This is a genomic window from Alkalibacterium sp. MB6 (assembly GCF_009935905.1).
In the GTDB taxonomy this organism is placed as follows: Bacteria; Bacillota; Bacilli; order Lactobacillales; family Carnobacteriaceae_A; genus Alkalibacterium.
This window is the reverse complement of sequence record NZ_PREX01000005.1, coordinates 66,608-93,541: the sequence shown is the minus strand read 5'-3', so window position 1 is coordinate 93,541 and position 26,934 is coordinate 66,608. Positions and strand designations below refer to the sequence as shown.

At 38.9% G+C, this 26,934-nt stretch carries 27 protein-coding genes; 9 read left to right on the top strand and 18 right to left on the bottom strand.

Going from position 1 to position 26,934, the window contains the following annotated elements:
* Window positions 1–445 (bottom strand): TetR family transcriptional regulator (locus C3945_RS03530; protein ID WP_161878306.1); only part of this gene is annotated, 445 nt, incomplete at its 3' end.
* Window positions 446–630: 185 nt separating this feature from the next.
* On the opposite strand from C3945_RS03530, the gene C3945_RS12040 reads away from it, so the two are divergent.
* From C3945_RS12040 to C3945_RS03515, 4 genes are read left to right on the top strand one after another with little or no spacing between them, the layout of a single operon-like run.
* The gene (locus tag C3945_RS12040; RefSeq protein WP_272928080.1) at window positions 631–756 is read left to right on the top strand and encodes a hypothetical protein; all 126 of its coding nucleotides are present in this window, start codon (window positions 631–633) and stop codon (window positions 754–756) included.
* Between the two features lie 9 nt (window positions 757–765).
* Window positions 766–1,569 carry an ABC transporter ATP-binding protein gene (locus tag C3945_RS03525; protein ID WP_272928081.1) on the top strand — a complete coding sequence of 268 codons (804 nt, stop codon included), beginning with the start codon at window positions 766–768 and terminating at the stop codon, window positions 1,567–1,569.
* Complete coding sequence (locus C3945_RS03520) at window positions 1,556–2,449, top strand: ABC transporter ATP-binding protein (protein WP_161878305.1); 894 nt, start codon at window positions 1,556–1,558, stop codon at window positions 2,447–2,449. Before C3945_RS03525 ends, C3945_RS03520 begins: the two co-directional genes overlap by 14 nt.
* The gene (locus tag C3945_RS03515; RefSeq protein ID WP_161878304.1) at window positions 2,450–4,042 is read left to right on the top strand and encodes an ABC transporter permease subunit; all 1,593 of its coding nucleotides are present in this window, start codon (window positions 2,450–2,452) and stop codon (window positions 4,040–4,042) included.
* A gap of 75 nt (window positions 4,043–4,117) precedes the next feature.
* Here C3945_RS03515 and C3945_RS03510 read toward each other — a convergent pair whose 3' ends face one another.
* The 5 genes from C3945_RS03510 to C3945_RS03490 form a co-directional block, all read right to left on the bottom strand.
* Window positions 4,118–4,846, bottom strand: coding sequence for an anti-sigma-I factor RsgI family protein (locus C3945_RS03510; protein WP_161878303.1), 729 nt, complete (start codon window positions 4,844–4,846; stop codon window positions 4,118–4,120).
* Window positions 4,839–5,330, bottom strand: coding sequence for a sigma-70 family RNA polymerase sigma factor (locus C3945_RS03505; protein WP_161878302.1), 492 nt, complete (start codon window positions 5,328–5,330; stop codon window positions 4,839–4,841). The genes C3945_RS03510 and C3945_RS03505 overlap by 8 nt, the downstream gene beginning before the upstream one ends.
* A gap of 26 nt (window positions 5,331–5,356) precedes the next feature.
* Window positions 5,357–5,755, bottom strand: coding sequence for a hypothetical protein (locus tag C3945_RS03500; RefSeq protein WP_161878301.1), 399 nt, complete (start codon window positions 5,753–5,755; stop codon window positions 5,357–5,359).
* An 810-nt stretch (window positions 5,756–6,565) separates the two neighbouring features.
* Window positions 6,566–7,045, bottom strand: a complete 480-nt coding sequence (gene rlmH / locus C3945_RS03495; RefSeq protein WP_161878300.1) for a 23S rRNA (pseudouridine(1915)-N(3))-methyltransferase RlmH — start codon at window positions 7,043–7,045, stop codon at window positions 6,566–6,568.
* Window positions 7,046–7,055: 10 nt separating this feature from the next.
* Window positions 7,056–7,481 (bottom strand): MarR family winged helix-turn-helix transcriptional regulator, encoded by a 426-nt coding sequence (locus tag C3945_RS03490; RefSeq protein WP_272928079.1) that lies wholly within the window; start codon window positions 7,479–7,481, stop codon window positions 7,056–7,058.
* 116 nt (window positions 7,482–7,597) lie between these two features.
* Here C3945_RS03490 and C3945_RS03485 point away from each other — a divergent pair, with 116 nt between their 5' ends.
* The gene (locus tag C3945_RS03485; RefSeq protein ID WP_161878299.1) at window positions 7,598–8,020 is read left to right on the top strand and encodes an organic hydroperoxide resistance protein; all 423 of its coding nucleotides are present in this window, start codon (window positions 7,598–7,600) and stop codon (window positions 8,018–8,020) included.
* 577 nt (window positions 8,021–8,597) lie between these two features.
* On the opposite strand, the gene C3945_RS03480 is transcribed toward C3945_RS03485, so the two are convergent.
* The 7 genes from C3945_RS03480 to C3945_RS03450 form a co-directional block, all read right to left on the bottom strand.
* Complete coding sequence (locus C3945_RS03480; protein WP_237585461.1) at window positions 8,598–9,788, bottom strand: S1C family serine protease; 1,191 nt, start codon at window positions 9,786–9,788, stop codon at window positions 8,598–8,600.
* Window positions 9,789–10,014: 226 nt separating this feature from the next.
* Window positions 10,015–10,824: an MBL fold metallo-hydrolase gene (locus tag C3945_RS03475; protein ID WP_161878298.1), complete on the bottom strand. Its 810-nt coding sequence runs from the start codon at window positions 10,822–10,824 to the stop codon at window positions 10,015–10,017.
* A 118-nt stretch (window positions 10,825–10,942) separates the two neighbouring features.
* Window positions 10,943–11,788 (bottom strand): two-component system regulatory protein YycI, encoded by an 846-nt coding sequence (locus tag C3945_RS03470; RefSeq protein WP_161878297.1) that lies wholly within the window; start codon window positions 11,786–11,788, stop codon window positions 10,943–10,945.
* On the bottom strand, window positions 11,778–13,094 hold the full coding sequence (locus C3945_RS03465) for a YycH family regulatory protein (RefSeq protein WP_161878296.1): 1,317 nt from the start codon (window positions 13,092–13,094) through the stop codon (window positions 11,778–11,780). The genes C3945_RS03470 and C3945_RS03465 overlap by 11 nt, the downstream gene beginning before the upstream one ends.
* Window positions 13,091–14,953 (bottom strand): cell wall metabolism sensor histidine kinase WalK, encoded by a 1,863-nt coding sequence (gene walK, locus C3945_RS03460; RefSeq protein ID WP_161878295.1) that lies wholly within the window; start codon window positions 14,951–14,953, stop codon window positions 13,091–13,093. The genes C3945_RS03465 and walK overlap by 4 nt, the downstream gene beginning before the upstream one ends.
* Window positions 14,954–14,959: 6 nt before the next feature.
* Window positions 14,960–15,673 carry a response regulator YycF gene (yycF, locus tag C3945_RS03455; RefSeq protein WP_161878294.1) on the bottom strand — a complete coding sequence of 238 codons (714 nt, stop codon included), beginning with the start codon at window positions 15,671–15,673 and terminating at the stop codon, window positions 14,960–14,962.
* Window positions 15,674–15,806: 133 nt separating this feature from the next.
* Window positions 15,807–16,328, bottom strand: a complete 522-nt coding sequence (locus tag C3945_RS03450) for a PTS sugar transporter subunit IIA (protein WP_161878293.1) — start codon at window positions 16,326–16,328, stop codon at window positions 15,807–15,809.
* A 171-nt stretch (window positions 16,329–16,499) separates the two neighbouring features.
* On the opposite strand from C3945_RS03450, the gene C3945_RS03445 reads away from it, so the two are divergent.
* Both C3945_RS03445 and C3945_RS03440 read left to right on the top strand, forming a co-directional pair.
* Window positions 16,500–16,946, top strand: a complete 447-nt coding sequence (locus C3945_RS03445) for a DUF948 domain-containing protein (RefSeq protein WP_161878292.1) — start codon at window positions 16,500–16,502, stop codon at window positions 16,944–16,946.
* Between the two features lie 66 nt (window positions 16,947–17,012).
* A complete protein-coding gene (locus tag C3945_RS03440; RefSeq protein WP_161878291.1) occupies window positions 17,013–17,576 on the top strand; it encodes a YtxH domain-containing protein in 564 nt (187 codons plus the stop codon).
* Window positions 17,577–17,689: 113 nt separating this feature from the next.
* On the opposite strand, the gene C3945_RS03435 is transcribed toward C3945_RS03440, so the two are convergent.
* From C3945_RS03435 to trkA, 3 genes are all read right to left on the bottom strand, one after another.
* Window positions 17,690–19,162 carry an alpha-amylase gene (locus C3945_RS03435; protein ID WP_202623281.1) on the bottom strand — a complete coding sequence of 491 codons (1,473 nt, stop codon included), beginning with the start codon at window positions 19,160–19,162 and terminating at the stop codon, window positions 17,690–17,692.
* 164 nt (window positions 19,163–19,326) lie between these two features.
* Window positions 19,327–20,778, bottom strand: coding sequence for a TrkH family potassium uptake protein (locus tag C3945_RS03430; protein ID WP_161878289.1), 1,452 nt, complete (start codon window positions 20,776–20,778; stop codon window positions 19,327–19,329).
* A gap of 11 nt (window positions 20,779–20,789) precedes the next feature.
* A complete protein-coding gene (gene trkA / locus C3945_RS03425; RefSeq protein WP_161878288.1) occupies window positions 20,790–22,142 on the bottom strand; it encodes a Trk system potassium transporter TrkA in 1,353 nt (450 codons plus the stop codon).
* A 159-nt stretch (window positions 22,143–22,301) separates the two neighbouring features.
* Here trkA and C3945_RS03420 point away from each other — a divergent pair, with 159 nt between their 5' ends.
* A complete protein-coding gene (locus C3945_RS03420) occupies window positions 22,302–23,690 on the top strand; it encodes a TrkH family potassium uptake protein (protein WP_161878287.1) in 1,389 nt (462 codons plus the stop codon).
* A gap of 18 nt (window positions 23,691–23,708) precedes the next feature.
* Window positions 23,709–24,377 (top strand): potassium channel family protein, encoded by a 669-nt coding sequence (locus tag C3945_RS03415; RefSeq protein ID WP_161878286.1) that lies wholly within the window; start codon window positions 23,709–23,711, stop codon window positions 24,375–24,377.
* Window positions 24,378–24,436: 59 nt separating this feature from the next.
* Here the strand turns inward: C3945_RS03415 and C3945_RS03410 are convergent, their stop codons facing one another.
* Window positions 24,437–25,330 carry an SDR family oxidoreductase gene (locus tag C3945_RS03410; RefSeq protein WP_161878285.1) on the bottom strand — a complete coding sequence of 298 codons (894 nt, stop codon included), beginning with the start codon at window positions 25,328–25,330 and terminating at the stop codon, window positions 24,437–24,439.
* A 158-nt stretch (window positions 25,331–25,488) separates the two neighbouring features.
* Window positions 25,489–26,859 (bottom strand): replicative DNA helicase, encoded by a 1,371-nt coding sequence (gene dnaB / locus C3945_RS03405; protein WP_161878284.1) that lies wholly within the window; start codon window positions 26,857–26,859, stop codon window positions 25,489–25,491.
* Window positions 26,860–26,934: the final 75 nt, after the last annotated feature.

Sequence of the window (26,934 nt, the reverse complement as noted above, 5' to 3'; positions counted from 1 at the left end):
AAATAATTGAACTAAAAGTGGTTGGCAAAGTTCTTAACTTTTCATTGCAATTTTCTAAACATTTATCTTGCAAAACACAATACTCTTGAACGCTAGCCATCTCTAACATAATATCTGAATTCATTTGAATACTAAAGATAAGCTCTAAAACATTGTCTGATTCATTCAATAATTGCTCAAATACTAAAACAAAAAAGTCGCCTTCTTTTTCATTTATATTTTGAAAGGCATAATCAAAAACAAGATTCATTTTATGTTTAATAAAAAACGTTAAAAAATCGTATTTATCCAAAAAATGTTGGTAAAAAGTTGGCCGCCGAATCATCGCTGCATCACAAATTTCAGTGACAGATATTTTCTCAAATTCTTTTTCATTTAATAATCCTTCAAAATTCTCAATCAATGACTTATATGTTTTTTGAATTCTTAAGTCTAAATTTTCCATAATAATACCCTCTCCTTTTAAGATAATAGACAATTTCTCACAATGTGTTCGTTAAGTGACAGATTCTAAAAGATGTATCTTGTTCAAATTTTCAGGTCTAGTATAATGCATAACATGACGTTTGTAAATAAACTTACTTATGTTATTTATCTATTACATGTATTTTAAATGAAAGAGGGAAAAAAATGCCAGTTATAGAAATGAAACACGTGACAAAAGATTATGGATACGGCCGTGGGATATTCGACGTTTCTTTTGAAATAAAAAAAGGGGAAGTTTTTGGATTCTTAGGGCCCAATGGTGCAGGTTAAACGACAACAATACGTCATCTCATGGGTTTTTCTAAACCTCATGAAGGTGAATTATCTATTAATGGTAAAGATTGTTGGAAAGCAGCAGCAATCATCAAATATGATGTTGGCTATTTGCCAGGTGAGTTAGCTTTCCCTAAAAATATGACAGGTGATCAATTCATTAAATTTATGGCGGAAGAAAGACAAATTACAGATATGACTCATACAGAAGAGCTTAAAAACATTTTTGAACTCGATACTTCAGAAGATATTAAAGAAATGAGTTTAGGAACTAAGAGAAAATTAGCCGTCGTGACGGCTTTCATGCATAATCCAAGCGTATTAATTTTAGATGAACCAACGTCTGGACTAGATCCAGTGATGCAAGAACGTTTCATTCAATTTATTTTAAACGAGAAAGCGAACGGAAAAACCATTCTATTATCTAGTCATATTTTTAGTGAAGTCGATGCAACTTGTGACCGTATAGCCATCATAAAAGATGGTGTCGTTGTTTCAACGATCGAAGCGAATCAGTTAAAACAAAGTACAAATAAAGCATTTAAGATTGAATTTTCAAGCTTTCAAGACTACCAAACATTCTTGGAGGATACGAAATTTACCATCCCCATTAAAAGACCTGATCAAAATCAAGTCAAACTAAATCTGACCGATGAAAAAATGCAACAACTATTTATAGAGTTAAGTGGTGTCAAAGTGAACTTTATTTCAGAAATTAAGTTCACACTTGAAGATTACTTTATGGACTTTTATGACCGTAAGAAAACAGTCGCTGCTGGAGAGGAGAACTTGCAACATGGCTTACATTGAGATAGAACATTTAACGAAAGATTATGGAAAAGGTCGAGGAATATATGACGTCTCTTTAGAGATTGAAAAAGGCGAAGTCTATGGCTTCGTTGGTATTAATGGCGCAGGCAAGACCACAACCATTCGGCATATGATGGGTTTTATTAAACCAGATGAAGGAAATGTCAGTATTAAGGGACTTGACGCGACGAAGAGTAGTGCCGAAGTCAAACGCTATGTTTCTTATATCCCTGGGGAAATTAATTTCCCTGGAAATACAACGGGAGAAGAATTCCTTAAAGAACACATTTATTTGTCAGGAAGAGGAAGTTGGGAACGCGCACAAGAATTGATTGAGCTTTTGCAATTAGATGCGACAGCTAATGTGCACGCTATGAGTAAAGGGATGAAACAAAAGACGGCCATTGTTACAGCTCTTGCTTCCGATGCGGATATTTTAATCATGGATGAACCAACAACCGGTTTGGACCCACTCATGCGTGATATTTTCATTGATCTTTTGAAAGAAGAAAAGGAAAAAGGAAAAACGATTTTCATGTCCAGTCATATCTTTCAAGAAGTGGAAGAAATCTGTGATCGCGTGGCTGTTATCCAACAAGGAAGAATTATTGAAGTGGTCGATATGAAAAACATTCGTTACAACAAAAACAAAGAATATCGTATGGAATTTAAATCGGAAGAAGCTTTCAAACAATTTATCAGTTTAGGCTATCAAATCAATCGCGTGAAACCAGAAGATTTACAAGTTTTTGTACAAATTCACGATGAACAGATTAATGAATTGATTCAAAGCTTAAAATCGTTTGATCTCGTTTATTTCAAAGAAATTAAAGTACATTTTGAAGATTACATTACTGAAGTATTCAAGGAGGATGTATAAATGTTATCAAAACCAATCTTAAAACAAAGTATTCAAGCTAATTGGAAGCTCTGGTTGATTATCACCATCGTTGCTTCGACCATTTTGTCTGGCTTCATCATTAGTTATGATGCAGCAGGCTTTGCATCTATCGCAGCAGCGGCAGAAGGTACAGCCTTCTCAAATATCTTATCCTCATTGACAAGTCTTTTAGGAAGTTTAGAGAACTTCTATAAATTAATTTCGGTCATCTTAGGGATTGTCTATGTCGTATTCACGGCCAATAATCTAGTCGTTAATGAAGTTGATTCTGGTTCACTGGCTTATACTTTGTCGACTCCGATTAAACGATCCAGTGTCATTCTTACAAAATCTCTTTACCTCATCCTATCCGTTACATTAATGTACCTTATCATTTCATTAGCCGGATTAGGGGCTTCCCAACTACAATTCAACAACGTCACCGGTTATCCGATTACAGATGATGTTAAAGCTGCAGCGGAAACATTAAATCAAGAAGAACGATACTTATCAGAGCGTTTATATTTAATTCAAGAAGATGAACACGCCATGCGCGAAGCAGCAGTCGCTCGTGATATGGATACAGAAGCTTACGCTATTTACTTAGAAGATTTGATTCGTAACCGTTCATACAAAGAAGCTGCAGAAATTATTACAGATGAACGTTGGGATATTTATGAAGACGATGATGATATGGAAGATAGCGACATCGAAATAACAACAGAAGAATTACTGGAACAACCTGAAATGCTTCTAACAAGTAATGACGCTTTGGCCGCTGGTGCGCGTATCCATGGTATTTCTATTAATGATTATCGTGAGCTTGTCGTGGGGGAAATAGACGCACTTGAAGTCGTGGAGTTTGAGAACACAGAGCCTGTCGAAGAAGAAACTCCGGAAATTGAACCCGTAGAAACGGAAGAAAATCAGGAAGAAACCGATGAAACCAATGAAAATGAAGAATCAGAGGAAGTTGAAGAAACTGTAGTTGTTCAAGACACGGTAGCATCTACTCCACAAAGAGAGGTTTCTGAAGACAATGCCGAGCTATTACTACAAACAGTGATTGACTCATCTGCGACTGCTTTAGATATCAATAGTGAGCAAGTAAGAGATAACTTAACGTTCATTAAAGATCCTACTGCATTAGCATTATCTACACAAACAACCGGTTTAAATACAGATCAAATCATTATGATGGCAAATCATGCGATGGTTTCTTCTGCTAGATCAGTCGATCGGGCTCTAGAATTTGACGTAGAGACTTATTTTTGGTTAAGTCTAGGTCTACTACTATTAATCTTGGCAATGAGCTCGATCTCATTCTTTGCATCAACCCTATTTAACCGTACAGGCTTAGCCTTAGCCGTCGGTGGAGGAATTCCATTTGCTTTCTTCCTCATTACCATGATTCAACAATTAATGGATAGTGCGAATGGTCTTGAATATATGACAATTACAACTCTATTTGATACAGATGCCATACTATCGAGCGGAGAATTCGGTTGGGGTCTAGTGGCTTTAGGAGCGATAGCCTTTGTACTATACACCGCCTCGAATATTCTCTTTACAAAGAAAGATCTACCTCTTTAAAAACTGTAGCAAAACATTTCAATGAAATCATAACCATCTGCTTATTCAATCAACGAATAGGCAGATGGTTATTTTTTATCTGGACCGATTCATATGCCCACCGTTCATCCCACCACCTGGCCTATGCATATGGCCTCCGCGCATCATTTCTTGATGATGTCTGTCAAAAGCCTCCATTAATTCTTGAGTGGATTCAGTTTCTATATCAGTGGTGTTATACTCTTCACCTGATTCTTGCAATTCATGCATGGCGTGCATGCGTCCCATGGACATTTCATTTTCTCGTGCTTTCTTCATGATTTCTTCTGAAGATTGGTAGATATGCATATTTCGCATCATTTCCTGGTGCGTGGTTAGATTCGCAACCATTTCTCTAGTCGCAGCTTCATTGCGGCTTGCGACGGTTACATAAACATCTTCCGCATCCGCATCACTTAAGATTTCATCCATAACTTCTTCGAAACCCTTGTTTTGAATAGCCATTTCTTCCGAAGTTGGTTCACCATTTTCATCATAGCTAATCACTTCAACGACACGATTAAATCGATTAAAGTATACTTCTACAGAAGAAGTACTGTTAATTGAGACAGCTGATACAGGTTGCAGATAAACAAATAAGCTACTAAATGCAAAGACAAATACAAACGCTAGGGCCAATCCGATATTTCTCTTTCTTGAATTTTTTACAATCTGTGGCTTCTCATTTTGCGTACGCATATATAGAATGACAGCATCCTCTGTATGTTGCATCAAATCTTTTTCAGCGGTCACGCGATTAAAAGCATCTTTGATTTTTCTATTCATGGTAATCATCTCCTAACGCTGCCTTCAATAAATCTCTGCCCCTAGTCAACCGTGTATAAACAGTATTGACATTCTTGTTCAAGATTTCTGCTATCTCAACTGCTGTATATTCTTCATAATAAAATAAATAAATTATTTCACGATACTTTTTCGAAAGAGCAAGTACCGCTTCAAGAACTTCACGATGCTCTGTTGGAACTGTGGCTGTTTGTTGGTTAATTAGGACGCTTTGACGAGTCGGGAAAATATTTCTTTTGTAAAAACTCTTTAAAAAGTCCTTACATTCATTTATTGTCACCCGAATAATCCAAGCTTTTTCATGCTCCAAGGACTCAAACTGTGGAGAACGGGTGGCATATTTGATAAACACGTTCTGAAAAATATCCTCAGTATCCGTTGGGTTTTTCAAATAAACCATGCACACTCGTCTCACCGTATCCCCATATAACTGAATCGCATGTGTCACTTCTTTTTCACTTCTCATCATTAACCACCAGCTAAACATTTATTTTATCGACGAACACCACAACCATGTCGTGAAAGGTTCGCTCTTCTTGGCCCCATCATACCATAGCCATCAAATGAACGATCGTTGTATCTGTCTTGGCTTTCGTTTCTTCTGTCTCGCCATTCCTCTCGCTCTTCCTCCGTTAAATTACCCCATTCTAGATGAAATCTTTCCATTTCACGAAAATGATCTTCGAAGCTATCGTCATTGAAATTATTATCTCGTTCATCTAAAACCTCACGCATTCTATATTCATTTGGTCCTCTCATTGGATAGCTTTCTTCTACTCGATAGACTGATTCATCTGAGGGCATCGATTCGAAACTCCTTGCACCTAACACTGTTTTCCCACCAGTCATCAACAAAGCCCCTGCAGCTAATACCATTAATCTTAATTTCATTTAAATAACCCCTTCTCTATATCGTATTTTTCGGTCTTCACTAGTAATACGAATCAAAAAGAGGAATCCTTTGAAATAATTGAAAGTTTCTTATAAAAAGATAAAATCGGCTTATAAAGCCATCACCATTTTTCTATGTAAAAAAACTGTAGCATCTTAGTGCTACAAACTTATTTTTTTGTAGAACAACCTCGCTTTGAAATCATTTATATTTTAGCTTTAAATACAATTTCTTTTAAATTAATAATTTAAACGGAGTACTAAATGTAAATGGGCCAACAGCATTCTTTCCTACTGTTGGCCCTTCTTTAGTTAGGTGATTCAATCCATCGACTATTTCTTTACTGAAATGGGTGTATATGAGATAATCCGCTTTAGTTTTGTGTCGAATGTTTTTTTGTTAACGAATGTCCGTAAGATTTCTTTCATATCCGCCTTACTATCTGAATCCGTTATGGCTCGATTAGCTACTTTCATTATTTTAGAAACATCTTCTGTTTTGACTTTATACCTTTCTGCTTGTAAAAGCTTTAGAAGTTCGTCTTTTTGTGTTTCTTTTCAATGTATTTAATTTCTAATTCAGTTATTCTTCCCTCAAGTTCCTTAGTTAATTCAGGATTTGATTAACTCTTGCCATTTCTTTAATTTTTCCATCTAAGCCATTTAACTCCATTTCCCATGGTTTCTGATTCGCCTCTATCTGTTCGTTCATTTCGTCTACAACCTGCTTTATCTGTACATAAATGATTCAGACTACAGGATTTCTCTCTTTGATTTATATAAGTACAATTTTTAAAAATAAGAATCTTATCACTTGTGATAAGGCTCATTCCGCATAATACGAAAGGCTCGATAGATTTGCTCTACCAAAATCAAGCGCATGAGCTGGTGCGGGTAGGTCATTTTTCCAAAGGAGATGCTTTCGTTGCTTCGTTTCATGACGTTGTCGCTTAAACCGAGTGAGCCGCCGATGACGAAGATGATTTTGCTTTTGCCGTGGATCATGAGCTGCTCGATTTCTTTGGCAAAGGATTCTGATGTGCGTTCTTTCGCTTGAATGGCCAGGGTAAAAACATAAGCGTTGTCGGGAATTTTTGCTAAAAGTCGTTCGCCTTCTTTGTCTTTAACCTGCTCCATTTCTGCTTCACTTAAATTTTCTGGTGCTTTTTCGTCTGGGACTTCAACGACGCTTATTTTGGTATAGGCGCCTAAACGCTTGGTGTACTCTTCTATTCCTTTTTTCAAATACTTCTCTTTCAACTTGCCTACTGACAGAATAGTGATATCCATTGTGTTCTCCTTATACTTGATTCATTATTTTGGCTAAAATGCGCTTGAGTTCAAAATACTCTGACTCTTCCAATTTCACTTCTTTCATGAAATCGACCGGTACACTCTCGATTCGGTCTTCTAAGTTTTTCCCTTTTTCTGTTAACGTTACTTCAACGACTCGTTCGTCACTTTTTGAGCGAATTCTCTCGACAAGGCCATTCTCTTCCATTCTCTTAAGCATGGGAGTTAGGGTTCCTGAATCTAAAAATAATCGCTCTCCGAGTGCTTTAACGGTTAAATTTTGGTGTTCATATAAAGCCAGCAAAACTAAATACTGCGGGTAGGTCAAATTAAACTGACTGAGTAGTGGTCGGTAAATTTTAGTTAGCTGCCTTGTTACAGCATATAGTGGGAAACATAGTTGATTTTCTAATTTTAAACTGTCTTTTGACATAATCGTCACCTCTCTTACAGTATATCAAATTTACTATCTCAAGTGTTAAAGATAGACAAGCCCAATTAAGTTGTGTACAATCAAATTGTACAAAATAATATAAAGAGGTGTTTACAATGGGATTAGCATTATACACAGCATCATCAAAAGCAACAGGCGGTCGTCAAGGAAACGTGAAATCATCTGATGGTACATTGGACTTGGATCTATCTATTCCAAAAGGGTTAGGCGGTAAAGAAGTAGAAGGGACAACCAATCCAGAACAACTATTCTCCGCTGGTTACGCGGCTTGTTTTGACAGTGCCCTGCAATTAGTCGCTAGACAAGCAAAGAAGAAAACAACGTCTGCAGTGACAGCGGAAGTGAGCATTGAGAAAAAACTAAAAGGATTTGGTTTAGCCGTCTCTCTTCATATTGAAATTGAAGGCGTCACTCAAGAAGAAGCTGAAAAACTTGTTGAAGACGCTCATCAAGTGTGTCCGTATTCACGAGCGATTGAAGGAAACGTTAAAGTGAAGAAAACGGTCAAAGCCATTTAATACTTGTCCACATTACCCACAGAGGTTTCTTATTGATATAATAAGGAACCTCTTTCTTTTTTTAGAGTTATTCCACAGTTATCCACAAAAGTTATGCACATATCCACAGCCTTGTTCCCTTTATTTCTCATTTTCTCTCATTTAGTTATGAAAGTGATTCGTTTAAGAAAAATAGTTATGCACAACAATAAAATAAATGTGTGTAACTATTTTATCCTACAAATGCTGATTTCATAAGCTCTTTCGAGTTCTTTTTACCATTATATAAAAAGATATCCACAACCCGTTTGTAGGATGTGTATTCTTTTTTCAACTAAACCGCACTAGAACGGGATTCCTCTTCGAGTCATCCACATCCGAACAGACTTATCCTAAAACTTATCCCCAAAGCTACTATTTAGTTCAATTATAGCGTTAAATAGTCTCTCTTGTACATTCTGTTAACATCTTTTTTACTCCTTTTTATTCAGGTGCGTTTAGTCTGTTGATAACTTATTTAAGCCGGTTCGTTTTGATAAGCAAAAAAGCCCAGATTCGGCAATAAAGCGATCTGGGCTTGGTCTATTTTCTATTGTGTTTAAATCATCGGTTCTTCTGTTGTTCTCATGGTCAATGTGGCTGACTGCAACTCGCCATCGCGGTAGAATTCAACTTCAACTTCTTGTCCGATTTCTGTATTGTAAATCTCTTGTCTCAACTCAATACCGTTTGCAATGTCTACACCGTTAAAGGACACTAAGACATCATTGGCTTGTAAACCTGCTTCATCTGCGGCACTACCTTCAGAGACTTCCGCAATAACGACCCCTTCTCTTACCTCTTCAGGCAAGTTCAAAATAGCTTGTTGCTGTTGGTATGAAATCATGGAGACATCCACCATTGCAACACCTAATACAGGTCGCACCACTTCTCCCGTTTGTTCCAATTGATTGATAATATCAATGGCATCATTACTCGGAATGGCAAAGCCCATCCCTTCTATAACTGAAGACGAGATTTTCATAGAGTTGATACCAATCACTTGTCCTGCTATATTAACGAGTGGTCCACCAGAGTTTCCTGGGTTAATAGCTGCATCTGTTTGAATTGCAGTCATCTCCCAATCCAATTCGCCATCCATATTCGTGTCAACTGGTACGGTACGCTCAACAGCTGAGATGATACCGGATGTAACTGATGTGGCGAAGTTCGTGCCTAAAGGTGAGCCAATCGCAATAGCCGGTTCACCAACCGTTAAATTATCTGAATCGCCAAATTCAGCTACTGCAGTGACATCGCTAGCATCGATAGACAAGACAGCTAAGTCTGTCCAAACGTCTGCTCCGAGTAAGGTAGCCGTCACACGTGTGCCATCTTTAAACATGACTTCTACAGCGTCAGACCCTTCAATAACGTGATTATTAGTAAAGACGTATGCTGTGTCGCCGTCGATTTTATAAACAGCACCACTTCCAGTACCAGCTTGCAGTAAATCCTCTTCATCTTCGGGGTTTTGTGCTCCACCATACCAACCAAAAGGATTTTGTTCCATTTGCTGTAAATTTAATATAGAAACGACCGCTTCATCTACGATGTCGACAGCATCGGTGATACCAGATGAGACATCGACTCTCATTTCTGAGACGGTGACGTTCCCTTCATCATCCACTGAACCTGTTTCATCAACTTCTGTATCGGGTTCGTTTGTTTCCGTCGTGTCGGCACAGCCTACGAGTATCGATGCAGCTAATCCGAGTGTGACAGTTGATTTCCAAATTGTTTTATTCACATTTATTTCCTCCAGTCATTAGTGATTCGTATTAAGTTTACACTTAATATAGGTGAATAGTATGGACAAGCTATGATTTTTTTCTATAGATTCTATGATAGTAGTGTAACATAATTCATCTTTTAGTCGTAATATGACGGCTTTTTCATCATTTCTTTCATAATTTCCAAGTAAAAAAAGCCCTTCAATGCCTCTAGTCAAGTTGAAATAAAGAAGGAGCTTTATTTTATAATGAGAATAGTCCGCACGGTTCTTCCGGATCGGTATCAAATAAATGGAATGTTTCATTGACACCTGTTTCTTTTCTGATGAGTATATCTTCGACGGTTGAACGGGCAATCTCTTTTACATTGTTTTCTTTACTCAAGTGACCAAGATAGACGCGTTTGGTCTTGTCTCCAATAATTTCTGCTAACGCTAAAGCACCGTCTTCATTGGATAAATGGCCTTTGTCCCCAAGGATACGCTGCTTAAGTGACCATGGGTAACGCCCCATACGGAGCATACTTAAATCATGGTTGCTTTCAAATAAGTAGGCCTCGGCATCTTTAACGTAACCTCTCATCCGGTCACTGACGTAGCCGGTATCAGTTAACATGACAAAACGTTTGTTGTTTTTTTGGAAGGTATAAAACTGTGGGTCGATCGCATCGTGTGATACCCCAAAACTTGAAATGTCGATGTCCCCAAGGGTGAGTGTTTTTTCTTTTGAAAAGTGAACTTTCTGTTCAGTTTTCAATTTACCCAGTTTTGGTTCCATTGCCTGCCACGTTTTTTCATTAGCATAGACATCTAAACCGTATTTACGAGCCAAAATTCCTACGCCTTTAATATGGTCACTGTGTTCATGGGTGACCAAAATGGCATCCAAATCTTCTGGTTTTCGATCAATTTTACTGAGGAGTTCGATAGCTTTTTTACCACTGAACCCACAATCTACTAGTAATTTTACTTGATCGGACTCAACATAAGTGATGTTTCCCGTGCTGCCACTAGCTAGTACGCTCACTCGTAATCCTGAATCTTGTATCTGCATCTCAAACGATCCCTTTCCATGCACAATCTCCTCGTCCATATTACACCAATTCTTTGTACTTAAGCAAGGTGTTAGCAATGCATCGTCATAAACTTGTCTTAACTAAATCCACTTCAGCCTATTCATCATCATCGGGGTCTGAAGGAGGCTCAGGAGTTGAGGGTTCCGAGACGACTGTGCCTTCAAAGGCATCGACTCTTAAGATGCGTTCACCACTGCCATCATTGACAGGAATATACCAGACTGGCCCGTACATACTTAAGTCCTCCAAATGAAGGGTGCGGTGATAAGTTAAAATCGGTTGGGAGATAACAGAATTCGAACTAATCATGTGATTCCTAAAGAGCTCTTCAATCGCCTGACGGTCCGTTATAATACTTTGGGATGATCCTTGAGCCGTCACCGGGCCGGCATAGGTCTGCTGGTAAGAGATAATATTGCCATCACTTCCATAAAATAAAGAAATTTCGGATGTTCCATCAGCTATAGGTAGCCCCTGAGCAATATGGGCATAAATAAAGCGGCTTTGAGATTGATCGTATCTTAAGAAACTGTAATCTTCACCAAACAAGACAGCATTACTATTAACAAAACTGTTTAAAGCCGCTATATCATCCGATGTAAAGCCGTCTTCAGGGTTGCCCTCTAAGACTATAGGATCAGATAAAATACTCGTATACAATGACCCGTCTTGAGCAATGGAGCCTGCTTGATTTTCTAATTGATCAATGTTTTCTTCCAATAACTGATGGGTATCGGCCTGGATATAAAAAACATCTTCTTCCTCATCTGAAAATACAGGAAGCTCGATTCCAATTTGTTCCATTTCCCTAATTAAGTTGACTTGCCCAGGGGCAGTGGAGGCTTGTTGAATATCGTGTCGGTTAATGTAGCTAATTAATAGGTAAACATTTAAGAACAGAAAGGTAATCAAAAAAATCGTTTCAACTTTTTTAAAATCCATTGATTGATTCCTCCTGTAACTCGATATATCGGTCCAATTCAAACCAGGTATTTTGCGTTTGCACGTACCAGTCCGGTTCAAAATGGACAACCCGGTCATCTTCTTCACTTTCAATCCACGTTAAACCGATGCGGATGTCTTGAATAATGTCGGTTCCTTGATCGGTGTCTTCCAGCAAGCTGACAACATCTCTTCCACTGATTAATGTCTTCGTCGTCTCTCCGCTCAAATTAATGGGAGTTTGAACCACCCTTAAAGGTAACCTCAAGTTAGTCAAGCCACTTTCCACGACGGTCATCAAAACGGTGGATTCCAATTGTTGGGCACTAAAGACGGGATAGCCTTGGATATACCGTTGGAACGTCACTTCATGAGTTTCTGGAGCATAGGTTTGATAACGAACCGTTTCTGTCCAGTTCTCAATTTGCCTCAATTCTTGAAAACTGCTCATCAAGCGATCGCTAAACGTCATTTGTCCCATATCTGCTCGCTGTCTAATATACGTTAATGTATCAATCACATCATTAATTCTGACTTCCGTTGTCAAGTCAATGTAACGCATCGTTTGGCCCGTTCGCCTTCCATCCACCTCAGAGGTATCTGAGAAAAAATGCAGGACATACAAGTTGTTCGGTAATCGTTCGACAAGGTAATCATGATAAGCGACTTCCACTTCATTAATTGGTAAATAAATGAAACTATCCCCTAGTCTGATTGGTTCGACTTCGGTAAACTCATTGTTAGGGGAATACAATAGCTCATATAAACTATCTTGTGTAAAGTTGGAATCATCCACGTCGTATAACAATTCGTCTCGAGAATCGTAAAAGCCTAATTGCGTAGGGTTCTCTGTATTGATAAAAAATCGAGTAAAAGTACGATTGTAGTAATCTGTCGGCAAATTATCAAAAGCTCTATCAAATAGACCAAAAGGAACTGGCGCATCAAAGATAAATTCAATCCAACTTTCCGTACTGATAAAGGCTTGGTAGTCATCGGCACTGATTCTTCTGGGTGTTTGAATCTCTCCAAAAGACATGGTCTCAACTTGTTCTGTTAACCAATCACTCATGTAGTAGGTATTCGCTTCAAGTGTGCGGTTAAGTGTATTACGGTGCCATATGATTTGATACGGTGAAAAAACTTCTGCCACCGTTCTGTCTGCAAGAGATGCAGTGACTGTAGGAGTTCTTGAGGTAGTCGGTTCCCTCAACTGTCCGCCTGCTGTCCATAATCGAAAGCTTAAAAATAGACTTAAGACAATCAAAAACGTCAGCAAGATTTGTCTTATTTTAGACCAGTTCATTCCCATTCATCCTCCTCATCAAACGGTACATAAGGAAGCAGTACATTAAATGTTGTTCCTTTTCCTTCCCTGCTTTCCGCCCATATTTTACCACCATGTTGCTCAATCACTTCTTTAGAAATCGCTAAGCCTAGGCCACTTCCGCCCATAGCGCGTGAACGTGCTCGGTCAACTCGGTAAAAGCGAGAGAATATTTTAGGTAGATCCGCTTGGGGAATGCCCATACCTTCGTCCGTTATACTAACAAGGACATCCTGTTGTCTGATTTGCATCCTACCGGTAATTGTTCCTCCGTCTGGAGAATATTTAATAGCATTATTCATGATATTATCCATTACTTGTAGGAGTCGGTCGGGATCCACTTCAACGAAAACAGCTTCTTTTAGTAATTCTTTTTTAATTTGATAATTCTTCCTTTCGTACTCTGTAGAATGAATCAGCATCTCGAATCGGTTCAACACGTGGTCAACCATTTCAGTCATATTGACTATTTCAAGGTCTAATATACTCTTACCTGCGTCAATACGCGATAAGTGCAGCAAGTCTTGAATCATTCGAATCATACGGTCGGTCTCTTTTTGAGTCACCTCAAGGAAACGAGGGGCCAATTCAGGATCTTCCCAAGCACCATCGGCCAATGCTTCAATGTAACTGCGCATACTCGTCAGGGGTGTTCTCAGTTCATGAGAGACGTTCGATACAAATTGCTTACGCTCTTCGTCGATACGTTCTTGCTCGGTGACATCGTGAAGCACACAAACGATACCGCTGATGAAACCTGATTCCCGTTGGATCAATGAGAATGAGGCTCTGATGACAATAGGCACGCCGTCTTCTTGGCCATTTAACATCATGTCATCTTGTTTTTCTAAAATCGTTCGTAATGTCACGTCTTCGTCTACTTTTAGTATAGAGAGTAAATTCTGGCCGAGGGCATCATCTTGATCTATCCCCATCATCGATTGGGCCATCTCATTAATAATAATAATTTTACCGCGACGGTCCGTTGCAATAACCCCATCCGTCATATGCGTCAAGACACTGTCTAATCGTCTGCGCTCGGCATCGATGGACTCTTGTGCCTCAGCTACATCATCTGACAAATCGTTAATTAAACTGGCCAACTGACCCAACTCATCTTCACCATACACTTTTAATGTACCTGAATAGTCGCCGTCGGCAATTTGGCGGGTCTGTATTTGCATCTCTTTAATGGGTTTGGTCAACGCTCTAGAAACCATATTTGCCAAAAACAGAGATAATATAATCGCTACTCCACTGGATTGCAAGAAGATTATGGTGATTTGAGATACTTGAGCATACACGGCCTCGATATTACTCTTCATTAAAATAGCACCGATGAATTGGCCCTCTTGAATAGTCGAAAACACAGGCTCGACAATTTTCCATCGTCTGTCTCCAGTCAATGGATCGATGACTTGCCTAGGAACCGTCACTTCAGTCAGTTGGGCTTGCCTTAAATCTTGATCTCCTGATAATTGACCAATCACAGACTGCTGCGTACTGTCGCTATTTCCAATGACCACTAAATCTTCGTTGACCACTTGGAGTTCGGTAATGCCATTGCCGGAAAAGTCAGCAATCAGGCTGTTTATTTCCTGAGCAGCATCCACTTCACTTTCTTCTCCATTAGCTTCGGCTTCTAAATAAGGCATCAAGGTGCTTTCCAAAAAACTCATCTGAACTTGTCGGTCTTCTTGGAAATTCACTACCAACTGCCGTTCAATCTGAGTAATAAAATTCGCCCCGATTAGCTGCAGGGCGAACACGAGTAATAAGACGATCACAAATACGATTTTCGTATTGATGGACTGGTGGAAACGTATTTTTTTCTTCATAAATCCTTACTTCTCCTGTTGTTCAGGGCTTCTCAAATAATAGCCTACTCCTCGTCTAGTGACTAAGAAATTCGGGTGACTTGGACTGTCTTCAATTTTTTCGCGTAAACGTCTAACCGTTACATCGACCGTTCTCACATCTCCGAAATAATCATAACCCCAAACGGTTTCTAATAAATGCTCTCGAGTCATGACTTGTCCAATGTGTCTGGCTAAATAATGCAGCAATTCAAACTCACGGTGAGTCAGTTCAATGGTTTCCCCACGTTTGGATACAATATAAGCATCTGGGTGAACAATTAAGTCGCCCACTTCAATATCATTGGTCACTTCTTTAGCCGGCTCAGCATTTTGTACTGAGGCTTGTCTTCTCACATTGGCTTTCACGCGAGCAACGAGTTCTCTATTGGAGAATGGTTTCGTTACATAATCATCCGCGCCTAATTCAAGTCCTAATACTTTATCAATTTCCTGATCTTTTGCTGTTACCATAATAATTGGTGTATCTCTTGTTTTACGTACTTCACGGCAAACTTCTAGCCCATCCATTTTTGGCAACATTAAATCTAAAACAATTAAATCTGGATTTTCTTCTTCTACTTTTTGAAGGGCTTCTTCACCATCATAGGCAGTTACCACCTCAAAGCCTTCTTTTTCTAAATTAAATTTTACTATATCTGAAATCGGCTTTTCATCATCTACAACTAATATCTTTTTCAAAGATAGTCCTCCTCAGAACTTTTTTATATTATCTAGTCATTTTCTATCGGTACCCTCTGATTATACCGCACCTGAGAGACGTGAGCAATTTGACATCGCCTTTCTTTTTGAAAGGGCTTCACTTTTTAGCCACTTATTGAACAATGGTTAGAATTAAAGCGGGTGTTTCACCAGCTATCGCTTGTTTAGCGGGTAAAACCTCCATGGATTTGATTGCTTGATGATCAAAGACAATAACGGGAATAACCGGCTTGAAACCTTTGTCCAAAATGAGCTGCCTATCAAACCTTGCCAATTCCTGTCCTTCTTTTATGTACATATGACGGTGAACCGATGTACTGAAGCCTTCTCCATTCATTAAGACTGTATCAATTCCGATATGGATAAGTACCTTTATGTGTTCCTTTGTTTCTATATAGTAAGCATGTTTCGTATCAGCTATTTCAACCAGTCTCCCACTGCCTGGTGCATAGACAACGTCAGATGTTGGCATTATCGCAAACCCGTTCCCTATCATCTTTTGAGAAAACAAGGTGTCTGGCACAGATTCGATAGGTATAATGTCACCGTTTGTGACTGCTGTTAAGGTTATACTGGTTGGCAGTTGTTGCGAATTCGGATGGTAGTCTCCGGCTTCGTTCGATTGATTTGTCATAAAAATCTCCTTTTTTACATAAACCATCTAGTTTGCTATTATTCTAACAAGTAAAGCCGTTTCAAGCAATATGTTTCGGCATTGCGTTTTGGTTGGTGCTTTAGGCTCTTCGTGGTATTCTATTGTTATAGACTGCAAGAAAATAGTTAAGATAACAAAAGGAGGGACAGTATGGAAACAGGCTACATCATTTCTCTTATTATTTTGGGCGTTTCGCTCATCATCTTAGTTGGTGCAGGCTTTTATGCTATGAAAAAGATGAAGCCTACACTAGAGAATATTAAAGATACGCAAAAAACTGTCGACGGACACGTCAAGCATTTCACCCACGAAGGTGAAGTGATTCAAGACCGCGTCGAAAGTATTATGGCTCGTGTAGACTATATTAAATCAGTAGCAGAAATGAAAATGCAACGGATGGATGAATTTACCGCCTATGCATCAAACTTTTCAGAGTCTCTGAATACCCTTAAAGAACACAGTGGAGAGTATTCTAAAGGGATTGCCCAAAATGCTTATACTGAAATCAAGACTGACGGACCGCGTTTAGCTAAGACCTTTAAGTTAGCTGTTCAAAAAACAGTTGAGAAGCAAAAACGCCGTTATCAAACGCACTAAAGAAGTCCCTAATAGATTTATAGCAACTATTAAAACAGTACGTATATGAAAGGTAGGAAAAACATTATGCCAAAAGTAAGTTTAACCAAAGCCGTATTAATGAGTGCCGCATCAGCTTTTACCGCTTTATTACTAACAAAGAAAACAGGTAAAGAGTTTAGATCAGATTTAAAACAAGAAGCTGTCAAACTGAAAGAAACGGGTGGAGAAAAAGCACACGAACTCGTTGATGATTTCAAAGCATCTTATATGGAAGCTGAAAGAGAATTAGAGTCTGAACAAGCGAAATTGGATGCTAAGCAAGCAAAATTAAGCCAGACCATTGAAGAAATTGAAAGAGACTTAGCTTTAAGCGAAGCTGAACGTCAAGGAACGACTGTAGTGGATGACCCAGCAGCGACACAATCAGTCGATGCCGCTACAGCTAGCCACGCTGTTTATGCAGATGAAACAGTTGGTAACGTCAAAGGAACTGATCTTGAACCTGATCAAGATCAAGTTATTCCAAAAGACCAAATTGACGAAGCTCTTCATGACAATTACTTGTCAAATAACGACGACTTTAAAGTCGACACAGACAAGGTTGAAAACGAAAGCGATGCATCGTTAAAAGTTAACCCGAACGACTAATCAGTCACATAAAAAAGGAATCCTCTTCAATTGAGGATTCCTTTTTTGTGCTTAATGCCCCATTTAGTGGCTAGTCATTTTTAGAATAGTGACAAGTCACTTTTGCTGCTCCATTAATCAGTCTCTTCTGTCTCTTTTCTAACCCATACCGATATAGAACCAGCATTGACTGGGAATGTCGCACACCCATTTTCTTCAATAGTGATTTCTTCATCTCTATTACCTAACAAGTCGATGTACACATGATCGGCATGTAACTCTCCAACATACATCTCTTTAAAGCCTTCTTCACCGTTTGACATGATAACAGCACACCCTTCTGGATGCTCATCGTCTCCCATACGAGTAAAGCCAATACAGCTACCATAGTCCAAATAGTTGTTTTGTTCGCCGTATGCATATTCTTGTCTGGCATAGAGTAGTTTATCAATAATATCTCGACAACCGTCATAGTCCACATCGTCACTGCTGTAGCCATAATAATCACTATAAAAGACACAAGGATAGCCATAATAGCTTAGTAAAATAAACCCATAAGCTAAAGGTTTAAACCACGGTTCAACGTACGACTCCAGTGACTGGCCCGGTTGAGAATCATGGTTTTCAACAAAGGTTACCGCTTGTTCAGCGTTCGATTTATAAAGCGTCCCATCTAATAGACGTCTCAAATCGAAGTCTTCTCCCTGCTGAGAGGCTTCATGAAGCGCATAGTGGAACCTCACGTCCATCATGGAAATAGAATAGTCTTGATCTTCTAAATAGTCTTCCAATTCTTCGTATTGTTGGTGCCAATACTCAGCTACAAAAAAGAAATCTTCTCCAAACTCTTCTCTTATCTCTTCAATCCAATCTTTCATAAAGGCACTGTCAATGTGTTTGACTGCATCCAGTCTAATGCCGTCTATTTTCGTTTCATTAATAAACCATTTAATCCACTTTTTCGTTTCTTCTATGACTTCAGGATGATTGTAATCCACATCCGCAAACATTAAGTAATCAAAATTACCAAGGTCAGTCGATACATTTTCATCCGGTGCCCAGCCTTTTCCTTCTCCTTCGATACGGAAGATGCCTTCTTCACCCGTCTTCACATCTTCTGATACCCCTGTAAAATGGTACCAGTGCCATTCAAAGTCTGAATGCTTCTTTTCTCTTCCTGGGAAGTTAAAATACGTCCAGCCTTCAATTTCTCTTGTTTCATCGATGGCTTCGTGTCGATTCTCTTGACTGACCGGTGTCGCTTCAAAGGTTTCTGTGCCATCAGCTCCCCCTTTATGATTCAAGACCACATCCGCATAGACATGAATACCTTGTTCATGAAGGGCATCAATCGCTTCAAGTAACTCTTCTTTTGTTCCGTATTTCGTTCGAACCGTTCCTTTTTGGTCGAATTCGCCTAAATCATACAAATCATAAATGCCATACCCGACGTCGCCTTGGCCGACTGCTTTAAAGCAAGGGGGAATCCAAACGGACGTGATTCCAATTTCTTTCAAATGTGGCGCATCTTCCTTTAATCGTTGCCAGTGCTTACCATCATTTGGCAAGTCCCATTCAAAGTACTGCATCATCGTTCCATTTTTTATCATCTTTATCCCTCCAACTCTCCCTACAGTAAACCACACTGTATTTTATTATTTTACCGTTTTCGATAAACTTACTCAAATAAGAGGTCTTTTGAATAAGAAAAAGACGAGTCCCCTCCAAAAGAGTCAATACTCTCAGTTGGCGGCGATTCGTCTTTATTGTGTTAGGCTCGTCGTCTCCATACACCTGGTGAAAACAAGACCAATATAGGGAATATTTCCAAACGTCCCATAATCATAGTTATAGATAGCAGTATTTTATTAAACGGACTAAAGAAAGCAAATGACCCCTCCGGTCCAACCAAGCCCATGCCTGGACCGATATTGTTAAAGGTCGCAGATACTGCACTAAAGGCTGTTTTGAAATCTGATAATTCTATGCTGATAATCAATAAGATACTTACAAATATCGTAACATAGAGAATGAGGTAATTGGCAATAACCTTTAGCATTTGAGTGTCCACTGGTTTTTTCTCAAAATGGACAGTGACGACTCTGTTAGGATAGGTATTCCGTTTTAATTCTGAGAAAGCTGTTTTGATTAAAATAGCGACTCGTGATACCTTCAAGCCCCCACCCGTTGATCCTGCCATTCCTCCAACGAACATGAGGAATAACAACAAAATTCTAGAGAACAACGGCCAATTATTAAAGTTATCTGTAGAAAAGCCGGTCGTTGTGATAATAGACGTGACACTGAAAAAACTGTCTCTCAATCCCCCAAGTAAAGTATGGGTGTGCTGACTAAGCTGAAGTGTAATCAGTACTATTGATCCCACGATAATTCCTAAATACCATTTTAATTCTTCACTTTGAAAGGCTTCTTTAAAGTGACGACTCGCAATTAAAAAATACAAGTTAAAGTTAATCCCAAATATGACCATGGCTACACCAAGAATCATCTCGATAGCAACACTATCATAAGGTGCTACACTGCCATTACGCATACCAAATCCACCCGTCCCGGCTGCTCCGAAGGCATGAATAAAAGAATCAAAAACTGGCATGCCAGCTAATAAAAGTAGGACAATAATGATGGCTGTAAACACCAGATAAATAATGTATAAAATCCGCGCCGAATCAGAGAGACGCGACACAATCTTTCCGAATGTCGGGCCAGGAACTTCCGCTTTCATAATATGAATAGAGCCTGAATCCACTTGAGGTAACACTGCTAAAGCAAAAACCAATACCCCCATCCCTCCAATTAAATGAGTAAAACTTCTCCAAAAGAGAGATGAGCGAGCTAATAATTCTACATTGTTCAAAATGCTTGCTCCAGTAGTGGTGAATCCACTGGCTGTCTCGAAAAAGGCATCAACGAGAGAGGGGATGTCCCCATTTAATACAAAAGGTAAGGCTCCAAAAAAGGATAATAAAATCCAGGAAAGTGACACAATAATGAAACCTTCTTTTGCATATAAACTCTTTATTTTTGGGCGTTTTTTTGTAAATTGGTATCCAACCATCCCCGTAACCAAAGCAACTACTATAAAGCTCAATGGGTATCTGATTGGTTCTCTATATATTAAACTAACCACCACAGGGATGAGGAGCAACAAGGCTTCTATTTGAAGTAACCTCCCTAGGATGTAAGCAACCATTTGTTTATTCAATGTCTATCTCCTTATGCTAATATGTCTTCAATTCGATCCAGTTTCCTTTCAATACTGGTTATAATGACATGATCTCCCGGTTTTAAGACATCTCTTCCGGTTGGGAAAATCAGTTTTTTTCCTCTAATAATGTAGGCAATTAATATATTCTGTTTCAGTTTCATCGATTCCAATGTGCGATTAACGACTTTGGAATCGTTAGGTACTTTTAATTGAATGGTTTCTACTTGATTATCCGCAATTCTAAACAACGCTTCGACTTGCGATTTGTCATTCGAATTGAGGGAGCGTACAAAGCGTATAATTTCATTAGCTATTAACCGTTTTGGTGTAATAATGGATTGAAGACCAACGTGGCCCATCAACTTCAGTAAATCTGTTCTGTTTACTTTAGTAATGACTTTTTTTGCTCCTTGGTTCAATGCAAATAGGGAAATAAGTATATTTTCTTCATCCATACCAGTTAAACTGATGACGGTATCATATAACTCAATGCGTTCTTCTTTTAGAAATTCTTGATCTGATCCATCACCTTCAATAATGACTACCCTTGGAAACCGTTCACTTAACTCCTTGGCAGCATCAAGGGTAAGTTCAATTACTTTTAGTTCCATATGCATTTCAGCCAACATATCGATGACGTAATGGGTGACTCTTCCCCCGCCTATAATGAGCGCTGATCGTAACTTTTCTTTCTTTAAGCCACTTTGTCTATATAATTTGGCCAAATCTTTTGTACTGCCTGTGACAAATAAATGGTCCCTCGGTAAAATTTGAGTGTACCCATCAGGTATGAATACCCCATTGTCTCGTTGAATGGCACATACCAATACATTGCCAATGTTATTTCTAAAGTCCTTTATATAAGAATGCGCCAATCGATTCGATTGCTGGACTTCTATTTCTACTATATTGACTCGCCCATTCGCAAACTGTTCAACGCTTAATGCTTCTGGAAAACGGATGACACGCGCAATATCTTTAGCAGCTTCCATTTCTGGGTTAATCATCATGGTGATACCAAGACCTTCTCGCATGAAGTCCATATGATTGGCATATTCCAAGCTTCTCACCCGAGCAATGGTGTGTTTAGCACCTAATTTTTTAGCTATAATAGCCGATATAATATTTACTTCATCTTGAGGCGTGACGGCGATAAATATATCACACGTTCCCACATCAGCTTCTACTTGTGTTTCAAAACTAGTCGCACTTCCTACCAAACCTGTTATATCATTTTTATTGATGATACTTTCGAGTCTCTTTTGATTCTTTTCGATTAACAGAATATCGTTTTTTTCTAAAGACAATTCATTACAAAGGGTATCTCCAACTTTTCCTCCACCCGCTATAACTATATTCATGCTCTAATCTCCTTATGCTAGCCTTCTTGACTAATCTTTTTTCATCATATCAGAAACGATAATCTTTTCAACAAGAAACAGTTGTTTTTATAGTCTTAAAAGAGTAAAATCAATCTACTGTGCTCTATTATTTTTTCCTATTGGGAAAGGATGTTTTATATGTCAACCGTTTTTCGCCCGTTTTCAGACTGGCCGATTCCTTTGAAAATTTGTCTCAGCTTTGCTTCTGTGATGGTTATGGGATCAATACTTTTAGCTATGCCTTTTAGTCAATTAGCGAGCTCTGAGGCAGTCTATTTTGATCATTTATTTAACTCTGTATCTATGGTAGCTGTGACCGGTTTGTTCACCGTCCCCGTTGCCAGTACTTATAATCTTATCGGTCAAATCATTTCCCTTATTTTAATTCAACTCGGCGGACTCGGTTTAACTACTGTTGTATCTGCTATTATTCTGCAATTCGGGAAACGGGTAGGTTTAAAAGAAGAAGTCACCTTACAACAGTCATTGAATCGGAATGACCGAACGCGTTTCCGTAACTTCATTTTGTCAGTCGTGAAATACACACTAGTCATCGAGGCTATCGGGGCAGCACTTTTACTCATCCACTTTGTTCCATTGTATGGTTGGGCAAAAGGCGGGTTTACCTCAATCTTTTTGGCTATATCTGCTTTTAACAATGCTGGATTCGATAATCTGGGTACGTCGAGCTTGATAGAGTTCGTTGATGTCCCTGTCATTAATACCGTTATTCCTTTATTGATTATTTTAGGCGGTATTGGTTTCTCCGTCTGGTTTGATGTGTCCACTCATTTTAAACAGCTCCTATCCGCTCGCAGTTGGACTGACCTTAAAGGGACTTACCGAGAGTTTAAGTTGCATAGTCGTTTAGCTATTACGTGGACTATCTGGTTACTCTTGTCTTCATTTATTCTCTTTTTACTTCTTGAGTGGAATAATCCATCGTCAATTGGGCCACTTCAGTGGTATGATAAACTTCAGGCTGGCTTTTTTCAATCCGCCACGCTAAGAACTGCAGGCTTCGCAACAGTTAATTATACGCAACTTCATATAGTGACTCTTCTTGTTTCTAGCGTGTTCATGTTTATTGGTGGATCTCCCGGAGGTACAGCTGGTGGTGCAAAAACGACCACTGTTGCACTTGTTGTTATGTTAATTTACTCTGAGTTAAAAGGTCTAGCTAATGTGAATTACAAAAATCGCACATTAAAAATGGACATCGTCAAACGTGCCCTCGTTATCGTGGTTATGTTCATCATTCTTAACATTGCATTTGTTGCATTAATGACTATATTTGATGAACACGTGCCGTTACAATATTTAATTTTTGAATCAGCATCTGCCTTTGCTACTGTTGGCTTATCGGCTGACTTGACTCCAACATTATCTCGTTATAGTCAGACTTTGCTGATGATGGCTATGTTCATAGGAAGAATTGGACCGATAACCTTGTTTACTGCTTTAGGAAATAATCGCAGAAAACGTAGAGACATCACATATGCAACTGGAGATATATTAATTGGATAATAAAAAGGAGAAAACAAAATGGTTAAAACAGTAGGCGTATTAGGTTTAGGTATCTTTGGCTCAACTATAGCCAAAGAATTAGGTGAGCAGCATTACGACGTGATTGCTGTCGATCAAGATATTGAAGACGTTAATCGAGTAGTAGAATATGTGGTTCAGGCAGTACAGGGAAATATCACCGATCTTGATTTGCTTGAAAGTATTGGTTTTGAGAATTGTGATGTAGCCGTTATAGGCACGGGCACTAATTTGGAAGCCAGTGTCTTAGCTATTATGAACTGTAAAAAATTAGGGATCAAAAAGATTATTGCTAAAGCAAAGAACCGTTCTTATATGGAAATATTGCTTGAAATGGGAGCAGACGAAGTTATTCGTCCTGAAAAAGAAATGGGTACAAAAGTTGCCAGAAATATCATGAGACACAACATTTTAGATGTGATTAATCTTGACGATGAGAATTCAATTATTGAATTTATGGCTCCAAAAAGATGGGTAGGTAAAAGTTTGCAAGAGTTAAACCTTCGTCAAAAATACGATATGAATATTATCGGCTTTAAATCGACTCCTTCAGATACATTATCCATCGTTATCCCACCAGAACAAAAAATAGAAGCCAATAGTTTCATAGTCGCTATCGGAAAAACGGAAGTGTTTGAACATTTGGATTACAGTAATAAATTAAATTAACGACAAAAGCACTGGAGAAGGATTAACTTCTCCAGTGCTTCATTTTTTATTTAAATGAATTATAGAGTAACTGGGCTACCACCGGTTACTCCGTAGATTTCACCTGAAATATAACTTGATTCTGGTGAAGCCAGCAAGACATAAACGGGAGCCAATTCAACTGGTTGACCGGCACGACCTAATGGACTGCCTTGACCAAACTCCGGTACATCCCCATCGAGTTTACCATCATCTAACTGTAGAGGCGTCCAAATTGGGCCAGGAGCCACCCCATTAACGCGAATACCCTTGGGTGTGAAGTAAGTGGCTAAGGACACGGTAAAGTTGCTGACAGCTCCATTTGTAGCCGCATAGTCCAGTAAAGACGCACTTGGACTGAAGGACTGAACAGAAGTCGTTGTCACAATCGTGCTTCCCGGTTTCAAGTGGCTTTCAGCTGCTTTAACTGTTTCAAACATACTGATAATATTCACTTTAAAGGTGTCATGAACTTGCTTCATGGATAACTCATCTAATGATGGCTGAGCAATTTGCTGAGCCGCATTTAAGACTAAAGCATCTAAAGCACCAAAGGCTTCGACCGTTTTTTCAACGATTTCAGTCGCTGCGTTATCATCTCTCAAATCGTACGGCAGCAATAAAGCTTTTCTGCCTTCTTTTTCAATAATATCTTTTACTTCATTGGCATCTTCTTCTTCGCCTGGGAAGAATTGAATAGCTACGTTCGCTCCTTCACGTGCATAAGCAATGGCTGCCGCACGGCCGATACCCGAGTCTCCTCCAGTGATTAAGGCGTTACGCCCTTCCAAGCGGTTATGGCCTTTATAAGATTCTTCACCACAGTCTGGTTTCGGGCTCATTTTATTTTGAATCGCCGGTGTATCCTGTTCTTGTTCTGGAAACTTATCTGAATAATACAACTTACGTGGATCTACTAAATGTGAGTCACTCATGTATATCGTCTCCTTTTAATTGTTGTTTAAAGCCTTACAAAAATAAGAATACCAAGATTGTATTTAACTTGCCATTAAAACGCTTTTATACCACTGGGTTTTTCTGATAGAAAATGAGTCCCTATCACCGGACAGATGATAGGGACTCATTTTATTTATTAATAAGCGATTTGATCTTCAGGGTAATAGGATAGTGACGAAAATTTATTGTATTCCTTGATAAAGAGCAGTTTAGCCGTTCCCCTTGCTCCTGAACGGTTCTTCTCTAAGATGACCTCAACCACGTTATCTTCGGTTGATTCACCTTCGTCGTCGTCATCTTCTCCTCTGTAATAGTCATCTCTGTAAAGGAACGCAACGATATCTGCATCCTGCTCAATCGACCCGGACTCTCTTAAGTCACTTAAAATTGGCCGTTTATCTTGCCTTTGTTCTACTCCACGCGATAGTTGCGACAGAGCAATAACAGGAACTGATAATTCTTTAGCCAGTTTCTTTAGCTGTCTTGATATCTCTGATACTTCTTGCTGGCGACTTTCTCGACCAGTTCCTTCAATTAATTGTAAATAGTCAATGACGATTAATCCAAGGCTGCCTTTTTCTTGTTTTAATTTACGGCACTTAGCCCGTATTTCAGCTGTACGAATACCTGGAGTGTCATCTATATAAATATTTGCCTTAGACAAACTTCCCATAGCGACAAATAGTTTGGTAAATTCTTCTTCGGTTAACTGCCCCGTTCTCAAGTTAGATGCATTAATGGTTCCTTCTGCACATAACATACGGTTAACCAATTGTTCCGCACCCATCTCAAGACTAAATATAGCGACCGTTTCATCTGTTTTAGTCCCGATGTTTTGAGCCACATTTAAGGCAAAGGCTGTCTTCCCTACACCCGGTCTAGCAGCTAGAATAATTAATTCATCTTGGTGTAGACCAGCAGTCATTTCATCAAGTGCTCTATAACCTGTAGACAAGCCGGTGATATCATTACCATTTTGAAATAGATCATCAATATTATTAATCGTTTCTCTTAGAACTGTTTCAATATCCACAAATCCACTACGGCTACGCTTTTCTGATACTTCTAGTATTTTTCGTTCTGCCTCATCAAGAAGAGCAGGAACATCGTCTGCTTCTTGATACCCTTTTGAAGCAATTTCTGTAGCTGTTTGAATAAGTCTTCTTAATATAGAGCGTTCTTCAACAATTTTAGAATAGTACTCGACGTTTGCAGATGTAGGAACTGACGTTGCAATTTCAGCTAAATAAGGGGCTCCACCAACGTCTTCAAGAAGATTTTTATTGTCTAGACTATTGGCAATCGTAACGACATCAATTGCTTCATTTCGTTCATTTAATTCTGCCATCGCTTGGAAAATAAGCTGATGAGCTCTTCTATAAAAATCAGATGATTCAATATACTCCATTGCAGGAATCAACGCGTCTGGATCAAGTAAAATAGACCCCAATACGGATTGTTCTGCTTCTATATTTTGTGGAGGCAAGCGATCCCCTATTAATTCCATATGCAGTCTGACTTCCTTTCCAGTTCAATTAGTGTTCTATAATTGTACCTTATCTCCCTATAAATGTATATAAGG

What these genes read in the sequence shown, in the direction of transcription:
- C3945_RS12040 (WP_272928080.1), top strand. Translation starts at nt 631, where the DNA reads ATGCCAGTTATAGAAATGAAACACGTGACAAAAGATTATGGATACGGC.
- C3945_RS03450 (WP_161878293.1), bottom strand. Translation starts at nt 16,328, where the DNA reads ATGACAAATCAATCGAACGAAGCCGGAGACTACCATCCGAATTCGCAA.
- C3945_RS03475 (WP_161878298.1), bottom strand. Translation starts at nt 10,824, where the DNA reads ATGCAGATACAAGATTCAGGATTACGAGTGAGCGTACTAGCTAGTGGC.
- dnaB (WP_161878284.1), bottom strand. Translation starts at nt 26,859, where the DNA reads ATGGAATTAATAGGGGATCGCTTGCCTCCACAAAATATAGAAGCAGAA.
- C3945_RS03505 (WP_161878302.1), bottom strand. Translation starts at nt 5,330, where the DNA reads ATGAGAAGTGAAAAAGAAGTGACACATGCGATTCAGTTATATGGGGAT.
- C3945_RS03485 (WP_161878299.1), top strand. Translation starts at nt 7,598, where the DNA reads ATGGGATTAGCATTATACACAGCATCATCAAAAGCAACAGGCGGTCGT.
- C3945_RS03420 (WP_161878287.1), top strand. Translation starts at nt 22,302, where the DNA reads ATGTCAACCGTTTTTCGCCCGTTTTCAGACTGGCCGATTCCTTTGAAA.
- C3945_RS03520 (WP_161878305.1), top strand. Translation starts at nt 1,556, where the DNA reads ATGGCTTACATTGAGATAGAACATTTAACGAAAGATTATGGAAAAGGT.
- C3945_RS03410 (WP_161878285.1), bottom strand. Translation starts at nt 25,330, where the DNA reads ATGAGTGACTCACATTTAGTAGATCCACGTAAGTTGTATTATTCAGAT.
- C3945_RS03470 (WP_161878297.1), bottom strand. Translation starts at nt 11,788, where the DNA reads ATGGATTTTAAAAAAGTTGAAACGATTTTTTTGATTACCTTTCTGTTC.
- trkA (WP_161878288.1), bottom strand. Translation starts at nt 22,142, where the DNA reads ATGAATATAGTTATAGCGGGTGGAGGAAAAGTTGGAGATACCCTTTGT.
- C3945_RS03510 (WP_161878303.1), bottom strand. Translation starts at nt 4,846, where the DNA reads ATGAATAGAAAAATCAAAGATGCTTTTAATCGCGTGACCGCTGAAAAA.
- walK (WP_161878295.1), bottom strand. Translation starts at nt 14,953, where the DNA reads ATGAAGAAAAAAATACGTTTCCACCAGTCCATCAATACGAAAATCGTA.
- C3945_RS03500 (WP_161878301.1), bottom strand. Translation starts at nt 5,755, where the DNA reads ATGAAATTAAGATTAATGGTATTAGCTGCAGGGGCTTTGTTGATGACT.
- C3945_RS03415 (WP_161878286.1), top strand. Translation starts at nt 23,709, where the DNA reads ATGGTTAAAACAGTAGGCGTATTAGGTTTAGGTATCTTTGGCTCAACT.
- C3945_RS03515 (WP_161878304.1), top strand. Translation starts at nt 2,450, where the DNA reads ATGTTATCAAAACCAATCTTAAAACAAAGTATTCAAGCTAATTGGAAG.
- C3945_RS03440 (WP_161878291.1), top strand. Translation starts at nt 17,013, where the DNA reads ATGCCAAAAGTAAGTTTAACCAAAGCCGTATTAATGAGTGCCGCATCA.
- C3945_RS03465 (WP_161878296.1), bottom strand. Translation starts at nt 13,094, where the DNA reads ATGAACTGGTCTAAAATAAGACAAATCTTGCTGACGTTTTTGATTGTC.
- C3945_RS03490 (WP_272928079.1), bottom strand. Translation starts at nt 7,481, where the DNA reads ATGTCAAAAGACAGTTTAAAATTAGAAAATCAACTATGTTTCCCACTA.
- rlmH (WP_161878300.1), bottom strand. Translation starts at nt 7,045, where the DNA reads ATGGATATCACTATTCTGTCAGTAGGCAAGTTGAAAGAGAAGTATTTG.
- C3945_RS03445 (WP_161878292.1), top strand. Translation starts at nt 16,500, where the DNA reads ATGGAAACAGGCTACATCATTTCTCTTATTATTTTGGGCGTTTCGCTC.